This window comes from Methyloceanibacter caenitepidi, assembly GCF_000828475.1.
Classification (GTDB): domain Bacteria; phylum Pseudomonadota; class Alphaproteobacteria; order Rhizobiales; family Methyloligellaceae; genus Methyloceanibacter; species Methyloceanibacter caenitepidi.
In genome coordinates, this window is record NZ_AP014648.1 from 44,613 (window position 1) to 63,916 (window position 19,304).

At 64.0% G+C, this 19,304-nt stretch carries 19 protein-coding genes; 8 read left to right on the forward strand and 11 right to left on the reverse strand.

Features of this window, described 5'->3' with window-relative positions; all coding sequences use genetic code 11:
* Positions 1-34: 34 nt before the first annotated feature.
* Both GL4_RS00240 and GL4_RS00245 read right to left on the reverse strand, forming a co-directional pair.
* Positions 35-457, reverse strand: coding sequence for an NUDIX hydrolase (locus GL4_RS00240; RefSeq protein WP_045363281.1), 423 nt, complete (start codon positions 455-457; stop codon positions 35-37).
* The gene (locus GL4_RS00245; RefSeq protein WP_082025360.1) at positions 454-1,128 is read right to left on the reverse strand and encodes an arylesterase; all 675 of its coding nucleotides are present in this window, start codon (positions 1,126-1,128) and stop codon (positions 454-456) included. Before GL4_RS00245 ends, GL4_RS00240 begins: the two co-directional genes overlap by 4 nt.
* A 101-nt stretch (positions 1,129-1,229) precedes the next feature.
* Here GL4_RS00245 and GL4_RS00250 point away from each other — a divergent pair, with 101 nt between their 5' ends.
* The 3 genes from GL4_RS00250 (at position 1,230) to GL4_RS00260 (ending at position 5,448) form a co-directional block, all read left to right on the forward strand.
* The gene (locus GL4_RS00250) at positions 1,230-1,946 is read left to right on the forward strand and encodes an ABC transporter ATP-binding protein (RefSeq protein ID WP_045363283.1); all 717 of its coding nucleotides are present in this window, start codon (positions 1,230-1,232) and stop codon (positions 1,944-1,946) included.
* The gene (locus GL4_RS00255) at positions 1,943-4,519 is read left to right on the forward strand and encodes an ABC transporter permease (protein ID WP_045363285.1); all 2,577 of its coding nucleotides are present in this window, start codon (positions 1,943-1,945) and stop codon (positions 4,517-4,519) included. The genes GL4_RS00250 and GL4_RS00255 overlap by 4 nt, the downstream gene beginning before the upstream one ends.
* A gap of 170 nt (positions 4,520-4,689) precedes the next feature.
* On the forward strand, positions 4,690-5,448 hold the full coding sequence (locus tag GL4_RS00260) for a Bax inhibitor-1/YccA family protein (RefSeq protein WP_045363287.1): 759 nt from the start codon (positions 4,690-4,692) through the stop codon (positions 5,446-5,448).
* A 280-nt stretch (positions 5,449-5,728) separates the two neighbouring features.
* On the opposite strand, the gene GL4_RS00265 is transcribed toward GL4_RS00260, so the two are convergent.
* The 3 genes from GL4_RS00265 to acnA all read right to left on the reverse strand — a co-directional run bounded on the left by GL4_RS00265 (position 5,729) and on the right by acnA (position 10,094).
* Positions 5,729-6,109, reverse strand: coding sequence for a DUF2794 domain-containing protein (locus GL4_RS00265; protein ID WP_082025742.1), 381 nt, complete (start codon positions 6,107-6,109; stop codon positions 5,729-5,731).
* A gap of 325 nt (positions 6,110-6,434) precedes the next feature.
* Positions 6,435-7,034: a DUF1223 domain-containing protein gene (locus GL4_RS00270; protein ID WP_244462648.1), complete on the reverse strand. Its 600-nt coding sequence runs from the start codon at positions 7,032-7,034 to the stop codon at positions 6,435-6,437.
* A 357-nt stretch (positions 7,035-7,391) separates the two neighbouring features.
* Positions 7,392-10,094 (reverse strand): aconitate hydratase AcnA, encoded by a 2,703-nt coding sequence (gene acnA, locus GL4_RS00275; protein WP_244462649.1) that lies wholly within the window; start codon positions 10,092-10,094, stop codon positions 7,392-7,394.
* A gap of 305 nt (positions 10,095-10,399) precedes the next feature.
* On the opposite strand from acnA, the gene ccmA reads away from it, so the two are divergent.
* The 5 genes from ccmA (at position 10,400) to GL4_RS00300 (ending at position 13,489) form a co-directional block, all read left to right on the forward strand.
* Positions 10,400-11,062, forward strand: coding sequence for a heme ABC exporter ATP-binding protein CcmA (ccmA, locus tag GL4_RS00280; RefSeq protein ID WP_045369099.1), 663 nt, complete (start codon positions 10,400-10,402; stop codon positions 11,060-11,062).
* A complete protein-coding gene (gene ccmB, locus GL4_RS00285) occupies positions 11,059-11,727 on the forward strand; it encodes a heme exporter protein CcmB (RefSeq protein WP_082025361.1) in 669 nt (222 codons plus the stop codon). Before ccmA ends, ccmB begins: the two co-directional genes overlap by 4 nt.
* Before the next feature lie 93 nt (positions 11,728-11,820).
* Positions 11,821-12,564, forward strand: coding sequence for a heme ABC transporter permease (locus tag GL4_RS00290; protein ID WP_045363293.1), 744 nt, complete (start codon positions 11,821-11,823; stop codon positions 12,562-12,564).
* 14 nt (positions 12,565-12,578) lie between these two features.
* Entirely contained in the window at positions 12,579-12,788 is a 210-nt protein-coding gene (gene ccmD, locus GL4_RS00295) for a heme exporter protein CcmD (protein ID WP_045363295.1), read from the forward strand.
* A 2-nt stretch (positions 12,789-12,790) separates the two neighbouring features.
* The gene (locus GL4_RS00300) at positions 12,791-13,489 is read left to right on the forward strand and encodes a DsbE family thiol:disulfide interchange protein (RefSeq protein ID WP_244462726.1); all 699 of its coding nucleotides are present in this window, start codon (positions 12,791-12,793) and stop codon (positions 13,487-13,489) included.
* On the opposite strand, the gene GL4_RS00305 is transcribed toward GL4_RS00300, so the two are convergent.
* From GL4_RS00305 to GL4_RS00330, 6 genes are all read right to left on the reverse strand, one after another.
* Complete coding sequence (locus GL4_RS00305) at positions 13,486-13,929, reverse strand: MarR family winged helix-turn-helix transcriptional regulator (RefSeq protein WP_045363297.1); 444 nt, start codon at positions 13,927-13,929, stop codon at positions 13,486-13,488. The genes GL4_RS00300 and GL4_RS00305 overlap by 4 nt on opposite strands.
* 252 nt (positions 13,930-14,181) lie before the next feature.
* The gene (locus GL4_RS00310) at positions 14,182-14,808 is read right to left on the reverse strand and encodes a septation protein A (protein ID WP_082025362.1); all 627 of its coding nucleotides are present in this window, start codon (positions 14,806-14,808) and stop codon (positions 14,182-14,184) included.
* Positions 14,792-15,757 (reverse strand): signal recognition particle-docking protein FtsY, encoded by a 966-nt coding sequence (ftsY, locus tag GL4_RS00315; protein WP_052463993.1) that lies wholly within the window; start codon positions 15,755-15,757, stop codon positions 14,792-14,794. The genes GL4_RS00310 and ftsY overlap by 17 nt, the downstream gene beginning before the upstream one ends.
* Positions 15,754-17,028, reverse strand: a complete 1,275-nt coding sequence (mtaB, locus tag GL4_RS00320) for a tRNA (N(6)-L-threonylcarbamoyladenosine(37)-C(2))-methylthiotransferase MtaB (protein ID WP_045363299.1) — start codon at positions 17,026-17,028, stop codon at positions 15,754-15,756. The genes ftsY and mtaB overlap by 4 nt, the downstream gene beginning before the upstream one ends.
* Positions 17,029-17,078: 50 nt before the next feature.
* On the reverse strand, positions 17,079-17,951 hold the full coding sequence (gene dapF / locus GL4_RS00325) for a diaminopimelate epimerase (protein WP_045363301.1): 873 nt from the start codon (positions 17,949-17,951) through the stop codon (positions 17,079-17,081).
* Between the two features lie 69 nt (positions 17,952-18,020).
* The gene (locus GL4_RS00330; protein ID WP_045363302.1) at positions 18,021-19,220 is read right to left on the reverse strand and encodes an MFS transporter; all 1,200 of its coding nucleotides are present in this window, start codon (positions 19,218-19,220) and stop codon (positions 18,021-18,023) included.
* Between the last annotated feature and the right edge of the window lie 84 nt (positions 19,221-19,304).

The following is a 19,304-nucleotide window of genomic DNA, read 5'->3' on the forward strand; positions in this document are numbered from 1 at the left end:
CGTGAGACGACATCCCCCCCGCCGTCTCGGGTGCCTACGCGGCCTTGAGATGGAAAACGCTGCGCAACAATGACGCCAGTTCGGCGTCCGCGACAAGTGAAGCCGCTTCATCCGGCGAGACCCAACGAACCCTTCGGGAATTCTTTTCCTGCCAGTCCGCCTCATGCGTCTTGACGCTGAGCCGGTATACGTCGACGACGCATTTCGCCCACGAATAGAAATGCAGCCGCTTGGTATAGGTGTAGGAACCGATCGGCGTCTTGTCGATCTTGCCGGTGACCCCCGCCTCCTCCAAGGCCTCCGTCAAAGCCAAGTCGCTGTCGGGCACGCCTTGCTTCGGCCATCCTCTCGGGATTGTCCAGCGGCCGCGGCCGCGCGTGGTGATGAGGAGCACCCGCGGACCGTCCGGGGTCTCGGCAACAGGCAACGCCGCGATTTGTTTCAATGGCTCGCTCATCCGTCCTCGTCTACTTGGGACGCATCCAACAACGCCTCGACCTGGGGCAAGATCTTATCAACGATGACGGTGACACCCTTGCCGTTCGGGTGAATTCCGTCCTTCTGCATCAATTGCGCGTTGAGCGCGACCCCCTCGAGGAAGAAGGGATACAGGGGGACACTATACCGCGCGGCCAGGTCCGGATAAATCGCGCCGAACTCCGTTACGTACTGTTTCCCCAAGTTGCGCGGCGCTTCCATCCCTGCCAACAAAACAGGCAGATTCTTTTCTTGGATCTTCTCCAGGATCTTGGCCAGCGCCACCTTGGTGGCATCGGGCGGCAGCCCCTGCAGCGCATCGTTGCCGCCCAACTCGACGATGACCACGTCCGTCTCCTCGCCCAGCGCCCAGTCGAGCCGCCGCAAGGCCGCACCCGCCGTGTCGCCGGACACGCCGGCATTGACCACACGAACCTTGTGACCCCGCTTTCGCAACGCCGTTTCGAGTTGCGATGGGAACGCTTCGTCGTTCGGCAGACCGTAGCCCGATGTCAGGCTGTCTCCGAAGGCGACAATGACGGCCTCGTCTTGTTCGGCATGTCCCTTGTCGGAAAGGCAAACCGTACCGATCCATACCGCTGCGACTACCGTACCGAGGTGGCGAAGACGAAGTTTTGCGCGTTTCATCATTTCGACCTGTTTGGCCCTACTCTATGCCGTTACGGTGCGTGACCGCTCGATCGGGCTCGCATTCACAAAGACGCAATGACATTCCGAGACCTTTTCCGATCATGGACCAGACCCTGAGACAGCCCCAGGCGATAGAGCTTGAAGACGTTCATGTCACGCTTCCATCGCGCGCGGGCGCCGTGGCGATTCTGCGCGGCATCGACCTAGACGTCTCGTTGGGCGAAGCTGTGGCGGTTATCGGCCCGAGCGGCTCGGGCAAGTCGACGCTTTTGATGGTCACGGCGGGCCTCGAACGTGCCACATCCGGACGCGTGGCCGTCGCCGGTAAGGACCTAGGCACGCTCGATGAAGATGGCTTGGCCCGCCTCCGCGCCAACAAGATCGGGATCGTCTTTCAGTCCTTCCATCTCGTCCCCACCATGACCGCCATCGAGAATGTGGCGCTGCCGATGGAATTTCTCGGCAAGGACGATGCGATGGACGCCGCCCGAGACGCGCTCGAAGAGGTCGGGCTCTCCCATCGGACAACGCATTTCCCGGGACAACTGTCCGGCGGCGAGCAGCAGCGGGTCGCCATCGCGCGCGCGCTGTCCACGCGGCCGACCCTCATCCTCGCCGACGAACCCACCGGCAATCTGGACCTTTCGACGGGCGCGCTCGTGATGGATCTGCTCTTCACGCTGAAAGAGCGGACGGGCGCCACGCTGCTTCTGATCACCCACGACCGCGAACTCGCCACGCGCTGTGACCGCATCGTGAGCGTTGCGGATGGGCGGATTGTGGACGACGGCGCGCCGGTGAGCGCAAGCGCATCGTGACGGCCCAAGCAACACTCGCCGATACGCCGTCCTCGTCCGGCAGCGGCTCTCTGGCCTTAAAGATTGCTTTGCGCGAATTGCGCGCAGGCGCGGGCGGGCTCGCGGTATTTGTTCTGTGCATCGCCCTTGGCGTGGCCGCCGTCGCCGCGATCGGATCGCTGGCCGCCTCCTTCGACAAGGCCCTCGCCAATCAGGGACGGCTGCTGATTGGCGGCGATCTGTCTTTCGAGGTCATTCACCGCCAGGCCACGGCCGAGGAGTCCGCGGCACTCCACGACCTCGGCCAGGTCTCCGCGTCCGCAAGCTTCCGCGCCATGGCCCGCGGCTTGGACGGCAAAAGCGCGCTGACCGAGGTGAAGGCCGTGGATGGCGCGTACCCTCTTTACGGCGAGGTGAACGTGATCGAGCCGGGGGATCTCGGGGCCGCCTGGCAGGAACAAAACACGGTGCTGGTGGAGCCGGTCCTGCTGGAGCGGCTTGGGCTCGAGATCGGCGACACGCTGAAGATCGGCGAAGCCACGACGAAGGTTGCCGGCACGCTCGGTCAGCAGCCCGATCGGCTCGCCGACCGTCTCTCTTACGGTCCAAAGGTCCTGATGTCGCGCGACACACTGGACGAGACCGGGCTCGTGCAGCCCGGCAGCCTCATCCGCTGGACCTATCGCGTGAAGCTGCCGAACGACGCGGGCACGGATCGGAGGAAACTGGAGACCATCCGGAAGGCCATGGAAGCGGCGTTTCCGCAAAGCGGCTTTGCCATCCGCGACTGGACGGACCCGGCGCCCTCACTCCGGCGCGACGCAAAACGCTTCACCCAGTTCATCAATTTCGTCGGGCTCACAGCCCTGCTGCTCGGCGGCATTGGCGTCGGCAACGCGATCCAGAGCTACATGGCGAAGAAGCGTGATGTCATCGCCACGTTCAAATGTCTTGGCGCCACCAGCGGCCTCGTCCTGAAGGTCTACCTGATCCAGGCGGTGATGCTGGCCGGGATCGGCATCGCCATTGGCCTGGCGCTCGGCGCATTCGCGCCGCTGGCGATCGCGACACTCTACGAAGACGCGCTGCCGCTGCCGCTTGCCGTCGAGCCTCATCCGATCCCGCTTATCGTCGCCGCACTCGCGGGACTCCTAACCATGGTCCTGTTCGTGCTGTGGCCCCTGGGCCGTGCCAGCCTCATCTCGCCGGCAAGGCTCATGCGGTCCGGGCTCACGGACGAGCGGACGCGCTCGGCGACACCGTTCGCGATCGGCTCCGCCGCGGCGGGGCTTGCGCTCTTCGTACTCGCCATCGCCTCGAGCGAGGAGCGGCTCGTCACGGCGGCGATCTCCCTCGGTATCCTCGTGGCATTCGGGCTGCTTCTCGGATTCGGAATCTTGGTGCAACGCTACGCGGCCAAGCACCGGCGCACGAAGCCCCCATCGGTTGCACTGGCCTGGGCCAGCATCGGCGCGCCGGGGTCGCTCGCCCGCGCCATCGCCGTCTCGCTCGGCCTCGGCCTCGGGCTCCTGATCGCCGTGGCATTGATCCACGGATCGCTGCTCGCCGAGATCGAGAGCCATGTGGAGGTCGACGCCCCCGCCTATTACTTCCTCGACGTGGAGCCGGACGACCTCGGGGCGTTCGAAAAGACGGCCAAGACCATCGAGCCCGACGCCAAGATGGACAACGCACCCATGCTGCGCGGTCGCATCGTCGAGCTCAAAGGCGTGCCCGTCGAGGAGGCCGAGGTCTCGCCCGATACACGCTGGGTCATCTCCGGCGACCGTGGCCTGACCTATACGGACAGCGTTCCCGGTTCCTCCGAGGTCGAAAAGGGCGAGTGGTGGCCCAAGGCCTATGACGGGCCGCCGCTCGTGTCCTTCGACGGCGAACTCGCGCGCGGCCTCGGCCTCGATATCGGCGACATGGTCACCGTCAATATCCTCGGCCGCAATGTGGAGGCCAAGATCGCCTCCATGCGCAAAATCGACTGGGAATCGCTCGCCATCAACTTCGTCATGGTGTTCTCGCCGAACACGCTTCAGGGTGCGCCGCACCGGCTGGTTACCACGCTCGAACTGCCGAAGGGCACGGCGCCGGAAACGGAAGCAAAGATCATCCAGGGGCTGGCCGAGCGTTTTCCGCTGGTGACGGCCATCAAGATCGGCGACATCGTCGACGCGGCGAAGTCCATGCTGGCCAAGCTCATGGCCGCGATCAGCGCCACGGCTGGCTTCACCTTGCTGATCGGGGCCGCGGTGCTCGCAGGCGCTGTCTCCGCCGGCCAGCAGCGCCGGACCTATCTCGCCGTGCTCTATAAGACGCTCGGCGCCACACGGCGGCAGATTCTCGGCGCCGAACTCATCGAGTTCGGCTTGCTTGGATTGGCAACCGCCGTTCTAGCCGTCGTCATCGCAACGGTGACGGCCTGGGCCCTTTGCACCTTCGCGTTCGACATCACCTTCGTCTTCGACCCGTGGGCGGCCCTGGGAACTGTTGGACTGGCACTTGCTCTGGTCTTGTCGGTCGGGGCCATCACCACGTGGCGCGTGCTTTCGGTCAAGGCGGCGCCTTATCTGCGGGCGGAGTAGAGCGGCGACGTGATCGGAAAACGGCGGGAAACTGATAGAAGCTTCCGATTGCCCGGTCACGATCCCATCATCTTGCGGAAATAGCCTGAAACCCCCATATTTCACGCAAATGCGGCGTTGGCCGCGACGAACTACGACCAACGAAACAACGGAACAAAGGACCCAATTTCATGGCGGAACTCGAAAGACGTTATGAGCAGACGGTTGGACGCGCCGATGCCGGCGTGATCGACCAGGGGCTTCGCGCCTACATGCTCCGCGTCTACAACTACATGGCCTCCGGCGTGGCCATCACCGGCGTGGTTGCCTATGCGGTTTACGCAATGTCGGTGGTGACGGGTGCGGACGGCTCCATCACCGGACTCACCTCGTTCGGCAACCTTATGTTTGCCAGCGCGTTCAAATGGGTCGTGATCTTCGCACCGCTGGCGATGGTGTTCTTCCTGTCCTTCAAGATCCAGACCCTAAACGTCGGTACGGCGCAGATGCTGTTCTGGCTATTCGCGGCGCTCATGGGCGCATCGATCTCGTCGATCTTCCTCGTCTATGCTGGCGAGAGCATCGCGCGGGTGTTCTTCATCACGGCCGCAGCCTTCGGCGCGCTGTCCTTGTGGGGCTACACCACGAAGAAGGACATTTCCGGCTGGGGCTCCTTCCTGTTCATGGGCCTGATCGGCATCATCATCGCCTCGCTCGTGAACCTGTTCATCGGCTCCACGGCGCTGCAATTCGCAGTGTCGGTGATCGGTGTGTTGGTGTTCGCCGGCCTTACCGCCTACGACACTCAGCAGATCAAGGAAATGTACAGCGTCCAGGATGACGGGACCGTCGCCGGTAAGAAGGCTGTGATGGGCGCCCTTCGGCTCTATCTGGACTTCATCAACCTGTTCTTGATGCTGCTGCAGCTCTTCGGCTCGAGCCGCAACTAGGACGCGCCAGCCGGATTGCAGGCGGTAGACTTCGAACGACATGAGGCCCCGGCGACCCGCCGGGGCCTTTTTCGTTGAAAAATCAGTGGTTGCGCGAATCGAGCGCTTCGCGCGGGCAGAGCCTTGAAAAACCGCCAATCGTCGCCAGATTCCGAATTCGCGACGGGCATCCCTCCCCGGCGCGAGGTTCCCCCCGTACGGAACCGGAGAAGCCCCGAGTCCCCCCGTCTCCGGGGCTTCTCTTTTGTCCGCTGTCAGAGATTGAGCGGCGAGGCTCGTGTCAGGTCACAACCCTCAAACCCTTGTCCAAGGCCCTTAGAACACGGCTCAGATCGTGGCCGCGCTTGAGGATCAGCCCCGTGGCCGCAACCACGCTGTAGGCGCCCTGGCGCCGTGCCAATTTCGGGGTCTTTTCGATGCGATAGAGGGGCATTTCCGAGGAGCGCCGGAAGATCGAGAAAACGGCTTTCTCCTTGAGCATGTCGATGGCGTAGTCGCGCCACTCGCCGCTCGCCACCATCCGTCCATAGACACTGAGAATCTGGCTGAGTTCCGCACGATCGAAGGCAATGCCTTCGCGCCGCGCCGCCACCTCTGCTCGGTATGATTCGCCGCCGGCCACCCGTGCCAGCGGCAAGACTATCGGCTCCGTTTCGCTCAACACGCGCCTCCTGTGACGGAACCGTCATGATGACCGTGCGGCAGACGAATTTCAAGCAACTCCCGCGCCTAAGGTGCGGCCCCGTACCTGTAACAAAACGTAACAGAAATCACAGTTCCGCCCCGTTTCAGTCAACCGCACGCCCCAGAAATCCTTAGGATATCGAAAGTTGCCTTATGGCCCGGTCCTAGTCGAGGGATCTCGGAATATCAGCCCCCCAGCCCCCCGGGGTCTTTCGCGGGGGCCGGGCCGTTGTTTTCAGTGGCACTACAAAGGGCCGGCTAACGCCGGTCCTTTGTTTTTGGGGCCAGGGGATCCCGACGTCTTATTGAGGTTTCGGTTCGAACATCGCGGCGCCGAGGACGGGCCCCGCGCCTTCCACCTGCAGCAGCGATACAAGGCAGTCGCCGCCGATGCCGTGTAGATCCTTCAGCGGCAAGCGCAGTGTCGTCGGCTCACCCTTCCACATTCCCACGGGCATCAGTTCGCGCACCGGATGCGTGTAGGTGATCGTTTCGCCGCGGTTTTCGCCGCGCGTGATCTTCACCGTCTCCTTGTCCTTCGCCACCGCCAGCCAAACTGTCGCCTGACGCATGTCGGACTTCTCGGGCGCGCGCCCGATGTCGACCAACAGACTGTCGCCTTCCGCGCGCATCGTCATGGGCACCTTCACATCCCTTAGCCGCCGCTCCGCGTTTCGGATGGCCATCTCGATAGCCGCTTCGTTGGCGCCGTTCACATGGTCGATGCCGTCCACAACGACCTGCGGCGTGTAGACCTTGCCGTCGCCGCGCGCCATCGCATAGTCGCGCTGCCGATCGCTGTTCTCGGGGCTGGAAAGCGTGTCGTGCCAGCCGAGATAATTCCAATAGTCCACGGAGAATGACAGCGTGATCACGCCCGGCTTGTTCTTCAGCTGGGTCAACAAGGCATCAGCCGGCGGGCAGGAGGAGCAGCCCTGGCTGGTGAAGAGTTCAAGTAGAACCGGAGCGCTCCCCTCACTAGGTGTCTGAATAGCACCGGCGTCTTCGGCGTGGCCGACGGTGGATGCGGTCCCAAAACCCAAAAGGGCGAAAGCGAGTGCGCCGCCGGCCCGCAGAAGGGGTCTTCTGGAAATGGCAATCTTCATGGCTGACAGCATGCCGGAATCCAGTTTGACTTTCTGGCAAAATCAGATCGCGCGCAGTCACAACTCGGTGACCTCATTCCGCGGAATTACTGGAAATTGAGGCACCGAATTGTATTCGCGTATACGCGTCTTCCAGGCTGGGGCACAAGTGCCTTAAGCCGCCTCTTTCACAAGGCCGCGCAGCACGTAGTGCAAGATTCCCCCGTTGCGGAAGTAGTCCAGCTCGTCATACGTGTCGATGCGGACCAGCAAGGGAACCGTTCGCGTCTTGCCGTCCGGATAGGTGATGGCGGCCTCGACGATTTGGCCCGGCTGAATGTCCGCGAGCCCCTTGAGAGTCACGGTCTCGTTGCCGACGAGACCCAGCGTCTCCCATGACGCATTGTCCGTGAACGTCAGCGGCAGCACGCCCATGCCGATCAGGTTCGAGCGGTGGATCCGTTCGAAGCTCACGGCAATGACGGCGCGCACGCCCAAGAGGCGCGTGCCCTTGGCGGCCCAGTCACGCGAGGATCCCGTGCCGTATTCCTTGCCGGCGAACACCACCAACGGCACGTTCTCGGCCTTGTAGCGCATCGCCGCGTCGTACATGGCAAGGCGCTCACCGGAGGGGTAATGCACGGTCACGCCGCCCTCGACGCCGGGAACCATCTGGTTCTTGATGCGCGTGTTGGCGAACGTGCCGCGCATCATCACCTCGTGATTGCCGCGCCGCGAGCCGTAGGAGTTGAAGTCCGCCGGAGCGACGCCGTGCTGGGTCAGGTATCGGCCCGCAGGACTGTCCGCCTTGATCGCGCCAGCAGGCGAGATGTGGTCGGTCGTGATCGAGTCCAGGAAAAGGCCAAGCACGCGCGCGTCTTCGATATCCGTCAACGGCGCGGGGTTCATGGTCATGTCGGCGAAGTACGGCGGCTCCTGCACGTAGGTCGACGATGTGTCCCACTGATAGGTGAGTCCGCCTTCGACGGCGATGGCCTGCCATTCCGGGTCGCCCTTGAACACGTCGCCATAGCGCTCCTTGAACATGGACTTCTTGACTGCCTTGCGCACGAGTTTCGCGATCTCCTTGGACGACGGCCAGATGTCCTTGAGATAGACCGGCTTGCCGTCCTTGCCCGTGCCGATCGGCTCGGTCGTCAGATCGATCGTGACCGAGCCCGCCAGGGCATAGGCGACCACGAGCGGCGGCGAGGCGAGATAATTCGCCCGCACGTCGTTGTTCACCCGGCCCTCGAAGTTCCGGTTGCCGGAGAGCACCGAGGCGACGGCAAGGCCGTTCTCGTGGATCGTATGCGAGATCTCTTCGGGCAACGGCCCGGAGTTGCCGATACACGTCGTGCAGCCATAGCCGACGAGATTGAAGCCCAGCGCGTCGAGATCTTTTTGCAGTCCCGCCTGCTCCAGGTAGTCGGTGACGACTTGCGAACCGGGCGCGAGTGAGGTCTTCACCCAGGGCTTCACGGTGAGCCCCTTCTCGACCGCGTTGCGCGCCAGCACGCCGGCACCCACCATCACGTAAGGGTTGGACGTGTTGGTGCAGGACGTGATCGCGGCGATGACAACGTCACCGTGTCCGAGGTCGTAGTTCTTTCCGTCGACCGGAACGCGCTTATCGGCCTCAGCGCCCTTGCCGTATTCCTGGTCGAGGACCTTCGAGAACGCAGGCGCCGCGTTGGTGAGCGCCACACGGTCCTGCGGCCGCTTCGGACCGGCAATCGACGGCACGACGTCGGAGAGGTTGAGCGACAGCGTGTCGGTGAAGACAGGATCGTCCGTGTCATCCTTGCGGTACATGCCTTGTGCCTTGGCGTAGGCCTTAACCAGTTCGACGCGGGAGTCCTTGCGCGCGGTGGCTTCCAAATAAGCCAGAGCTTCCTTGTCGACGGGGAAGAAGCCGCAAGTCGCGCCGTATTCCGGCGCCATGTTGGCGATGGTGGCGCGGTCTTCGAGCGGCAGATTGTCGAGACCCGAGCCATAGAACTCAACGAACTTACCGACCACGCCCTTCTCGCGCAGCATCTCGACTACGGTGAGCACGAGATCGGTGGCGGTGACGCCTTCCTTGAGCTCTCCCTTGAGCTCGAAGCCGATCACCTCGGGAAGCAGCATGGAGATCGGTTGGCCGAGCATGGCCGCTTCCGCCTCGATGCCGCCGACGCCCCAGCCAAGCACCGCGAGCCCGTTGACCATGGTCGTGTGGGAGTCGGTGCCGACGAGCGTATCCGGGTAGGCGACCGTCTTGCCGTTCTCTTCCTTTGTCCACACGGTCTGGGCCAGATATTCGAGATTGACCTGGTGGCAGATGCCGGTTCCGGGCGGCACGACGCGGAAATTGTCGAACGCGCCGGCGCCCCAGCGCAGGAACGCATAACGCTCGCCGTTGCGCTCATATTCCTTGTCGACGTTGAACTTGAACGAGGCGCCGGAGCCGAACGCATCGACCATCACAGAATGATCGATCACGAGATCGACGGGAGCCAAAGGGTTGATCTTCTTGGAATCGCCGCCGAGCTTGGCGACCGCATCGCGCATGGCCGCGAGGTCGACGACCGCGGGAACGCCCGTGAAATCCTGCATCAGCACGCGCGCGGGCCGGAAGGCAATCTCGCGGTCGCTGCGCTTGTTCTGAACCCATTCGGCAAGCGCGCGGATGTCGTCCGAGGTGACCGTGCGCCCGTCCTCGTGCCGCAGGAGGTTCTCGAGCAGAACCTTCAAGGAGAACGGCAGCTTGCCGACGCCGTGTAGCCCCTTTTTCTCCGCGACCTTCAGATCAAAATACTCGTACTCGTGCTTACCGACCTTCAGAGTGCGCCGGCACTTGAAGCTGTCGAGCGAGGTCAAAACAGCCGATGTCAATGAAATCTCCTTTACGAGCCCAGACGTTGGGCAAGTCCCAGCAAATATGTTCGCCTTGGCCAATTGAATGCAAAGACGCAGCCAATTGCGTCTAACCCCATCGCCGTGAAGCCTCAAACCGGCCCTTGCGCCCCCGATTGGGGCGATTTCCCGGCCAGTGGGGCGTGTTGGCCTTTGGATACACGCTTTTCGGCAACTATAAAGACCCTTGCAACGACCAGACAATGACGCGAAGAGACGCGCTTTCCATCGCCGCCGCGACCCAACCTGCCGAAATTTTGCGCAACCAGGCTGCAGACCGTTCTATGAGCACCCTTTTCTCCGTATCCCTCGCGGCTCATGACGTCGCCTGCGACCGAGGCGGGCGGCGCCTGTTCGAGGGGCTTTCCTTCAGCCTCGAGCCCGGTGATGCGCTCCTCGTGCAGGGCCCCAACGGGACGGGCAAGACCAGCCTTATGCGTCAGATCGCCGGCCTGCTGCCTCTCGCGGCGGGAGAGATCGCCGCGGCGGGCGCCGAGGCGGATACACCGGCGGCCGAACTGTGCCACTACGTCGGACATCTGAATGGACTGAAAGCCAGTCTGAGCGTGCGGGAGAACCTGGCGTTTTGGATGGACTATCTGCGCGGCGACTTTGAAAGTGGCGACGTGGACTTCGCGCTCGACGTTTTCGGGCTGACGCCGATCGCCGATATCGCGGCCGGGTTCCTCTCCGCCGGCCAGAAGAGAAAGCTCGCGCTCTCGCGATTGTTTGCCTGTCCGCGCCCGATCTGGCTGCTCGACGAACCGTCGGTCTCACTCGATACCGCGTCCGTCGCGCGCCTTGCAAAGGCTATTGAGGCGCATGGGCAAGCGGGCGGCATCGCCATCGTCTCGACCCATGTCCCGCTGGGCGGTGCCTTCACCCATACGCTCGATCTGCAATGCCTGGATCCCGGCGAGGCCCCCGACCAGGAACCGGCATCGTGACGGCCGCCCTCGCTCTTCTTCGGCGCGACATCGCACTCGCTTTCCGCGAAGGGGGCGCCATCGGCGTGGCGCTCGGCTTCTATTTGGTGGTGGTGGCCATTGCCCCGTTCGGTCTCGGGCCGGACATGGACCTCCTTGCGCGCGTAGCGCCGGGCCTCTTGTGGATCGCCCTGCTGTTGGCGGCGCTCCTGTCCGCCGACCGCATCTTTCACAACGACTACGAGGACGGATCCCTCGACGTGCTGGCTATGGGGCCTCTCCCGCTTGCCGCCGTAGCCGCATCGAAGTCACTCGCGCATTGGGTGACCACCTGTGTCCCCCTCGCCCTGCTTGCGCCGGTGCTGGGGTTGTTGCTCAACTTCCCGATCGACGCGATCCCGATCCTGGTCCTCGCGATGCTCGCGGGCACCCCGGCAGTCAGCTTCATTGCGGGGATCGGCGCCAGCCTTACACTGGGCCTACGTCGCAGCGGGCTCCTGCTCGCGCTGCTCGTCCTGCCGCTCTATGTGCCCGTGCTCATTTTCGGCGTATCCACCATTTCCGCCGCCGTGACGGGGCCCGGATCGCCCTGGCCGCCCTTCCTGATGCTCTGCGCGATCAGCCTGGCCAGCATGGTTCTGGCGCCGCTCGCCGCCGCCGCGGCCCTCCGCAACAGCTTCCGTTAGGGCAGCATTCGGCCTTGTTTACGGCACACCTTTCCGTTTTTTCATGGCGCTTCTGCTTTGCGCTTTCCGGCCAAAGCCACTAGATCAGCAACCATGACATTCTCACTGACCAATCTCGCCAACCCCTCGCGCTTCTTGACCTTTGCCGGGGCGGTGATTCCGTGGCTCGCCGCGCTCACGGCGATCCTGCTCGGGATTGGCCTGTATCAGGCGTTCTTCGTAGCGCCCGCCGACTACCAGCAAGGCGAGACCGTCCGGATCATGTACATCCACGTGCCCGCCGCCTGGGTCGGCATGGGCTGCTACGCGGTCATCGCCATCGCTGCGCTCGGCACACTGATCTGGCGGCACCCGCTGGCCGACGTGGCGGCGAAGGCCGCGGCCCCGATCGGCGCGACGTTCACCTTCGTGATCCTGGTGACCGGCTCGCTCTGGGGCAAACCCATGTGGGGCACCTATTGGGTGTGGGATGCGCGGCTGACGTCGCTGCTCGTGCTGTTTCTGCTCTATCTCGGGCTGATTGCCCTATGGCAGTCGATCGAGGACCCGGGACGGGCCGGACGCGCGGCCGCGATCCTGGCGCTGGTCGGTGCCGTCAACCTGCCCATCATCAAATTCTCGGTCGACTGGTGGAACACGCTGCATCAGCCCGCGAGCGTCTTCCGCGCCGGCGGTCCGACGATCGATCCCGCACTCCTCACGCCGCTCTTCGTGATGGGGGGCGCCTTCCTTGCACTCTTTGTGCTGCTGCACCTCATCGCCATGCGCGCTGAAATCCTGCGGCGCCGGGTGCGCGTCCTGCAACAGACTCAAGTCGCTCAAGCGGCCATGTCTTAGACGAGGACCCACACATGCTCGGTCTCGGACCCCATGCCAGCTTCATCATCGGCGCCTACGCCGTGGCGTTCGTCGCGTTGGGGGCGCTCACGATCGCCATCATCGCGGATGACCGCAAACAGCGACGCCTCTTGGCCGACCTCGAGCGGCAAGGCATCACCCGCCGCTCGGCCGCAAGGCGGAGACCTGCGGCAACGCCGACCGTGACCCGCACCGCGCCGTGACGATGCCCATGGGACGCAAAGGCAGCCAGGTGACCGACCCTCAAAGCCCCGACGGGAAAGACGCCGCAGCTGTGCCCGCGACGCCCGAGCGCCGCTTCGGCGTTCTGCTGCCGTTCGTCATCTTCGCCGCCATTGCCGGCTTGTTCCTCATCGCGCTGAACTCTGGCGACCCGTCGAACCTGCCGTCGGCCCTGATCGGCAAGCCGGTACCGAAATTCGACCTACCGCCCCTGAATGAAGCCGGCGCAACGCCCAGCGCATCGGGCGGCATCACGTCCGCCACGCTCGGCAAGGGCAAGCCCGCCGTCGTCCATTTCTTCGCATCCTGGTGCGGGCCGTGCCGAGAGGAACATCCGGACGTCATGGCGCTCTCCAAAGCGCTGCACGCTCAAGATCCGGACATTCCGTTCTTTGGCATCAACTACAAAGACGACGCGACCGCCGCCCGCCGCTTCCTCGGTGGCTACGGCGATCCGTATACGGGCATCGGGGTCGACCGCTCAGGGCGGACGGCCATCGATTTCGGTGTGTACGGCGTTCCGGAGCTCTACGTGATCGCGAGCGACGGAACGGTTGCGTTCCGCCACGCGGGGCCGCTGACCCGAGAGGTCGTCGAGACGAAAATCCTACCGCTCATCCAAAGCGGCGCGGCGTCCGCGCAGTCAGATCAACGGCAGGGTGAGGACGAGCCGTCAGGCTAGGCGTCGTCTCCCGCGGCCACGATCGTGGCCAGCGTAGCCAGAAACTCGTTCCGTTTCGTCGCGCTGAGGCCCGCCAGAAGCCGCGAATCTGCCGTGCTTGCGGCAGGCTTCGCCTTTGCCAAGGCTTTCGTCCCCTTCGCGCTCAGCTTGATGGCGTAGGCCCGGCCGTCCTCCTTGGCGCGCTTGCGCTGAATGAGACCCCGCCCAAGCAGCCGGGCGACGATGTCGGCCAAGGTCGAGCGATCGATGCCGGTGCGCGCAACAAGCTCCGCCTGCGGCAAGCCCTCTTCCTGAGAGACGGCGGTGAGGACGGCGTACTGTCGAGGCGTGAGTCCGCTCTTCTTCGCCTCTTCGGCAAAGATGTCTGCCGCCCGCTGACCCGCGCGGTGCAACAGATGCGTCGCCGAGCTCTCGAGCGGATTCTTAGATTTCGTCGTCATATGGACGTTCCCCGTGTGAAACGACGCCTCGTCCCAAGTCCACTGACCTCGGACCTTCCGGCGCCTGATGTTTTAGATCGCAAGCACACACCCGGTTGCACCATGCGGCAACGGGACATGCTGTCACCCCGCAACAAACCTCAGAGTACGGTCCCTACCAGAGACAAGCCGCACACTGAGCGCCTCATATCGGCACCGCGCGCGCATCCTGCAAGAGCCAATCTGGGCCGGATTCGCGCGAAATGTGCCACCTCAATGCTGTTGCGAGTTCTCTTCCACCCCGTAGCGCTGCATCAGCGGCACTTGGAGCATGGCAAATAGAAACGTGATCGGGAGAAATCCGAAGGCTTTGAAACTTACCCATGTGTCGGTCGAGAAACTGCGCCACACAAATTCATTGAGGACCGCCATGGCTACGAAGAATATCGCCCACCGTATTGTCAGTTTACGCCAACCCTCCTGCGTCAGATTGAACACGGGACCGAACAAAAGGGCGAGCACGGGCTTCCGCGCGAACAAACCGCCGATCAGCAGTATGGCGAACATCGTGTAGACGATCGTCGGCTTGAGCTTGATGAACGTGTCGTCGTGCAGGTAAAGCGTCAAACCGCCGAACGCGAGAACCAGACCCGCACTGACGACCGGCATCACCGGAATCTTCCGGTATAGCCACCAGGCAAGACCGAGCGAGACGATCGTCGCCACCATGAACGCCGCGGTGCCGGCAAAAATGCCATAAGCCGCGTTCACACCGAAAAACACAAGCAGCGGCCCAAGCTCGATCAGGAGCTTTCCGGCGACGGATTGCTCCGACTCCTTGCCCTTCTTGATCTCGGTCTTCGTCACCGGCTCCGTTGTGGCGTCAGGCGGCTGCGTCATTCTCTTGGTCTGCTCCTGCAATAGCGCGCGCATAGTCATGCGCATCGAACGGCTCGAAATCTTCGATACCCTCGCCGACTCCGATGGCATTTATGGGGAGACCGAACTTCTCTGCGATCGCCACCACGATGCCGCCGCGCGCCGAACCATCGAGCTTGGTTACGACGAGATTGGTGACGCCTGCGATCTCGCGAAACGTTTGGACCTGGCTCAATGCGTTCTGTCCGGTGGTGGCATCCAATACGAGCAGGACCGTATGCGGCGCGTCCGGATCGAATTTCTTCAACACGCGAACAACCTTTGCCAGTTCGGCCATGAGGTCGCCCTTGTTGTGCAACCGCCCTGCCGTATCGATAAGCAGGACATCCGTGCCGGCTTCCTTCGCCCGCTCGAGCGCTTCGAAGGCGACGCCGGCCGGATCCGCGCCGACATCCCGTGCAACCACTTCGGCCCCAACACGTCCGCCCCAGATCTTGAGCTGATCGATGGCGGCGGCGCGGAACGTGTCCCCGGCGGCGAGCAGGACAGTCTTCCCGTTCTTGACGAACTGGTGGGCAAGCTTGCCGATCGTGGTCGTCTTACCCGTTCCGTTGACACCGACGACCAGGATCACGTGCGGCTTGGCGTCCGCGTCGAGCTCGAGCGGCTTCGCGACCGGCTCCAGAACCTGCGCGACTTCTTCGGCCAGAACGGCGCGCACATCGGCGGCGGTGATGTTCTTGTCGTGCCGCCCCATCGAGAGGCGATCGCGGATGCGATCGGCCATGGCGAAGCCGAGATCGGCCTTGAGCAGAACTTCCTCGAGTTCGTCCAGTGTCTCCTCGTCGAGCTTGCGCTTGGTGAGTACACCGGTGAGGTTTTCACCCAGCGCGCTGGACGTGCGCGATACGCCTGCCTTGAGCCGCGCGAACCATCCCTGCTTCTCTTCGGGCCTCTCCTCGCCGCTCACCGCAGCGCCTCCGCAATCCACGCGGCGCCGTCGTCGCCCGCAACGACACAGTCGACGAGAGCGCCCGCGCCTATCGTGCAAGGATCGACACGGACCGGCGTGAAATCGGCGGAGCGGCCCTGGTTGTCCGTCTCCATGAGAACCTGGATGCGGCGGCCCTTCGCGCCTTCGAGATGGACGTGCAGTGCGGCCGCGCCCTTCTCCCGCAGCGCCCGGGCCCGCTCAGCGATGACGGTGCCGTGGACCTGGGGCATGCGCGCGGCGGGCGTACCCTCGCGCGGCGAAAACGGAAAGACATGCAGGAAGGTGAGGCCGCAATCGTCCACCAGCGACAGCGAGTTCTGGAACATGTCGGCGGTTTCCGTGGGGAACCCGGCAATGATGTCGGCGCCGAACACGATATCGGGACGCACGCGTCGCATCGCTTCGCAAAACGCAACGGAGTCGGCCCGCGCGTGGCGGCGCTTCATCCGCTTCAACGTGAGATCGTCGCCCGCCTGCAAAGACAGGTGCAGATGCGGCATCAGCCGTTCTTCTTCGGCGATGGCCGCGATGAGGTCCGGGTCCGCTTCGACGGAATCGATGGAGGAGAGCCGGAGACGCGGCAGCTCGGGCACGAGCTTGAGCACGGTCCGCACAAGCTTGCCCAGCGTCGAGACGCCAGGCAGGTCCTTGCCATAGGCTGTCATGTCGACACCGGTCAGCACGATCTCCTGATAGCCGTTCTCCACAAGGCGGCGAACTTGCGCCACCACTTCGCCCGCAGGCACCGACCGCGACGGCCCGCGTCCATACGGGATGATGCAGAACGTGCAACGATGATCGCAGCCGTTCTGGATCTGCACATAGGCGCGAGCGCGGCCGCCGAAGCCGTCGATCAGATGGCCCGCCGTCTCCGTGACCGCCATGATGTCGTTGACCGAGACCTTTTCCGTGTCCTCCGTCCCGAGACCTGGCATGCCGAGAGACTGGAACGTCCGCGCCTCAAGCTTTTCCTGGTTGCCGATGACGCGATCCACCTCGTCCATCTGCGCGAACTGATCCGGATCGATCTGGGCTGCGCAACCGGTCACCACGATCTTCGCATCGGGGCGCTCGCGACGCGCCTTGCGGATCGCCTGGCGCGCTTGGCGGACAGCCTCGCCGGTCACCGCGCAGGTGTTGACGATCACCGCGTCGGCAAGGCCGGCGGCGTTCGCGTGCTCGCGCATGACTTCGGACTCGTAAGAATTGAGCCTGCAGCCAAAGGTGATGATGTCCAGATCCGACATGTGGCGGCTTCTAACAGAATTCATCCAGTGTGTCAGACACCATAAGTGTCTCAGACGCCTTGCGCTTCTGAGCCAAGCAGCTCGGGCGGCAACGTACCCTCGAAATCCAGCGCGTAGGGGCCCGTCATCAGCACGTGACCATCGCCCTCGCGCCATTCGATCACGAGATCCCCGCCCGGCAGCGACACCGTGACCTTCCGATCGGTGAGCCCGCGCCGGACCGCCGCAACGGCGGACGCGCACGCGGCCGTGCCGCAGGCGCGGGTGAGCCCCGCACCCCGCTCCCAGGTGCGAAGGCGGATATGGCCCTCGTCCAGAACCCGCGCGACCGAGATATTGGCGCGCTCGGGAAACAGGGGATGGTGCTCAAGCATGGGCCCGATCCGGCCGAGATCGATGGCTTCCGCGTCGTCGACGAAGAAGATCGCATGCGGATTACCCATGCTGACCACGCCCGGCGAATGCAGCACCGGCGCATCGATCGGCCCGGCCTGCAACTCGATGCAGCTCGTGTCGTGAAACTCCTCGGTCAGAGGAATCTCATCCCAGGCAAGACGCGGCTCGCCCATGTCGATGGTGACGAGACCGTCCGGACCCGCATACGCGCCGAGCACCTGATCTTCGGTTTCGATGGTCACCGTAGGGCGGCCGAGCTCACCGGCCACGACGCCCGCCACGCAGCGTGCCGCGTTGCCGCAGGCGGCCACTTCGCCCCCGTCGGCATTCCAGATGCGCATGAACACGTCCGCCTCGGACGAGGGATCGAGCGCGATCAGCTGGTCGCAGCCGATACCCGTCGCTCGGTCCGCGATCGCGCGCACCGCATCCGCCGGCAAGGAAAGATCGTCGTGACGGCGATCGATCACGACAAAGTCGTTCCCGAGACCGTTCATCTTGCGGAAGCTGTGCGTGGTGGCGCTCATCGTCTTCAATCCCAAAGGTTCGGCTCTCTATAGCGCCGTCCTCGGCGGTGCCGCTAGGCCTGCTCGCAACTACGCCTGCTCGACCGGTCGCAGCGCCAGAAAGGCCACTAGGGCCGCGCCGGCGAACCCCGCGCCTGTCAGGAACGTGGCTTCCGGCGACACGGCATCCCACAGAATGCCAGCAACCAGGCTCGCCGCCAGCGTGGCGACCCCGACGGTGAGGCCGAAGACGCCGAAGGCCGTGCCGCGAAGCTTGGCGGGCGCCGCATGGGCCACCAGCGCCGACAGCACGCCCTGTGTCAGTCCCAAATGGAGACCCCAGAGCCCGATGGCAAGGAACACGGTCACGAGACCCGAACCAAACGCCAGCAGCAGGTCCGCGGCGATGAGGGCGGTCAACCCTGCCAAAAGTGGCGGCCGCGCGCCGAATTTGTCCTGGAGCCGGCCCACCGGATAGGCGGTGACCGCGAAGACAATGCTCATCACGGCGATCACCGCCGGCGCGAGCGCGAGAGGAAGACCTGCTCCATAGGCCCGGATCACCAGGAACGCCTCGCTGAACCGGGCCAGGGTGAACACGGCTCCCGCGCCCACCACGAACCAGTAGAACCCGCCGAGACCGCCCAAGTCCCGCAGTTTGATGGGCACACGTTTGGCGCCGTCCGCCGACAGGTGCTGGGGTCCGGGATCCCGGACAAAGATCAGAAGGATCGCGACAGAGATTACGGCGGGGATGACTGCGAACCACAACACGGTGCGGATGTCGTCGTTGAACAGAGCCATGAGCCCGATGGCCAGCAGCGGCCCGAGCGTCGCGCCGACCGTGTCGAGCGATTGCCGCAAGCCGAAGGCGGCGCCCCGTTGCGCCGGCGGCGTCACATCCGCGACCAACGCATCGCGTGGAGCCCCGCGAATGCCTTTTCCGATCCTGTCCACCAGGCGCGCGAACGCCACCAGCGCGACCGTGCTCGCCAAGGGAAACAGCGGCTTGGTCACGGCCGCGAGGCCGTAGCCCGCGACCGCCAGGGCCTTGCGGCGCCGGAGCGTGTCCGAAAGCCAGCCCGAGAAGACCTTCACGATCTGGGCGGCGGCTTCCGCGATCCCCTCCACAAGGCCGAGCACCGCGGCGCTGGCACCGAGATTGACGACCAGGAACAGGGGCAGCAGTCCGTGGATCAGCTCCGAGGACACATCCATGAAGAGGGATGTGAAGCCCAGCGCCCACACCGTCGGCGGGAGCGCCTTGCGGGTTGTCGTCGTTGCGCGCACCGGACCTTGGCCTTCGGCTGATCGGGGGTTTCAAGCGTTGCGGTGGGGGCACTTCTATGGCGTTGTGTCCGTCGCTGCACCTTC

Bases quoted from the DNA above. Each gene is read 5' to 3' on its own strand.
- GL4_RS00240 (WP_045363281.1), bottom strand. From the start codon at position 457: ATGAGCGAGCCATTGAAACAAATCGCGGCGTTGCCTGTTGCCGAGACC.
- GL4_RS00245 (WP_082025360.1), bottom strand. From the start codon at position 1,128: ATGATGAAACGCGCAAAACTTCGTCTTCGCCACCTCGGTACGGTAGTC.
- GL4_RS00250 (WP_045363283.1), top strand. From the start codon at position 1,230: ATGGACCAGACCCTGAGACAGCCCCAGGCGATAGAGCTTGAAGACGTT.
- GL4_RS00260 (WP_045363287.1), top strand. From the start codon at position 4,690: ATGGCGGAACTCGAAAGACGTTATGAGCAGACGGTTGGACGCGCCGAT.
- ccmA (WP_045369099.1), top strand. From the start codon at position 10,400: ATGAGCACCCTTTTCTCCGTATCCCTCGCGGCTCATGACGTCGCCTGC.
- GL4_RS00290 (WP_045363293.1), top strand. From the start codon at position 11,821: ATGACATTCTCACTGACCAATCTCGCCAACCCCTCGCGCTTCTTGACC.
- ccmD (WP_045363295.1), top strand. From the start codon at position 12,579: ATGCTCGGTCTCGGACCCCATGCCAGCTTCATCATCGGCGCCTACGCC.
- GL4_RS00300 (WP_244462726.1), top strand. From the start codon at position 12,791: ATGCCCATGGGACGCAAAGGCAGCCAGGTGACCGACCCTCAAAGCCCC.
- GL4_RS00305 (WP_045363297.1), bottom strand. From the start codon at position 13,929: ATGACGACGAAATCTAAGAATCCGCTCGAGAGCTCGGCGACGCATCTG.
- GL4_RS00310 (WP_082025362.1), bottom strand. From the start codon at position 14,808: ATGACGCAGCCGCCTGACGCCACAACGGAGCCGGTGACGAAGACCGAG.
- mtaB (WP_045363299.1), bottom strand. From the start codon at position 17,028: ATGTCGGATCTGGACATCATCACCTTTGGCTGCAGGCTCAATTCTTAC.
- dapF (WP_045363301.1), bottom strand. From the start codon at position 17,951: ATGAGCGCCACCACGCACAGCTTCCGCAAGATGAACGGTCTCGGGAAC.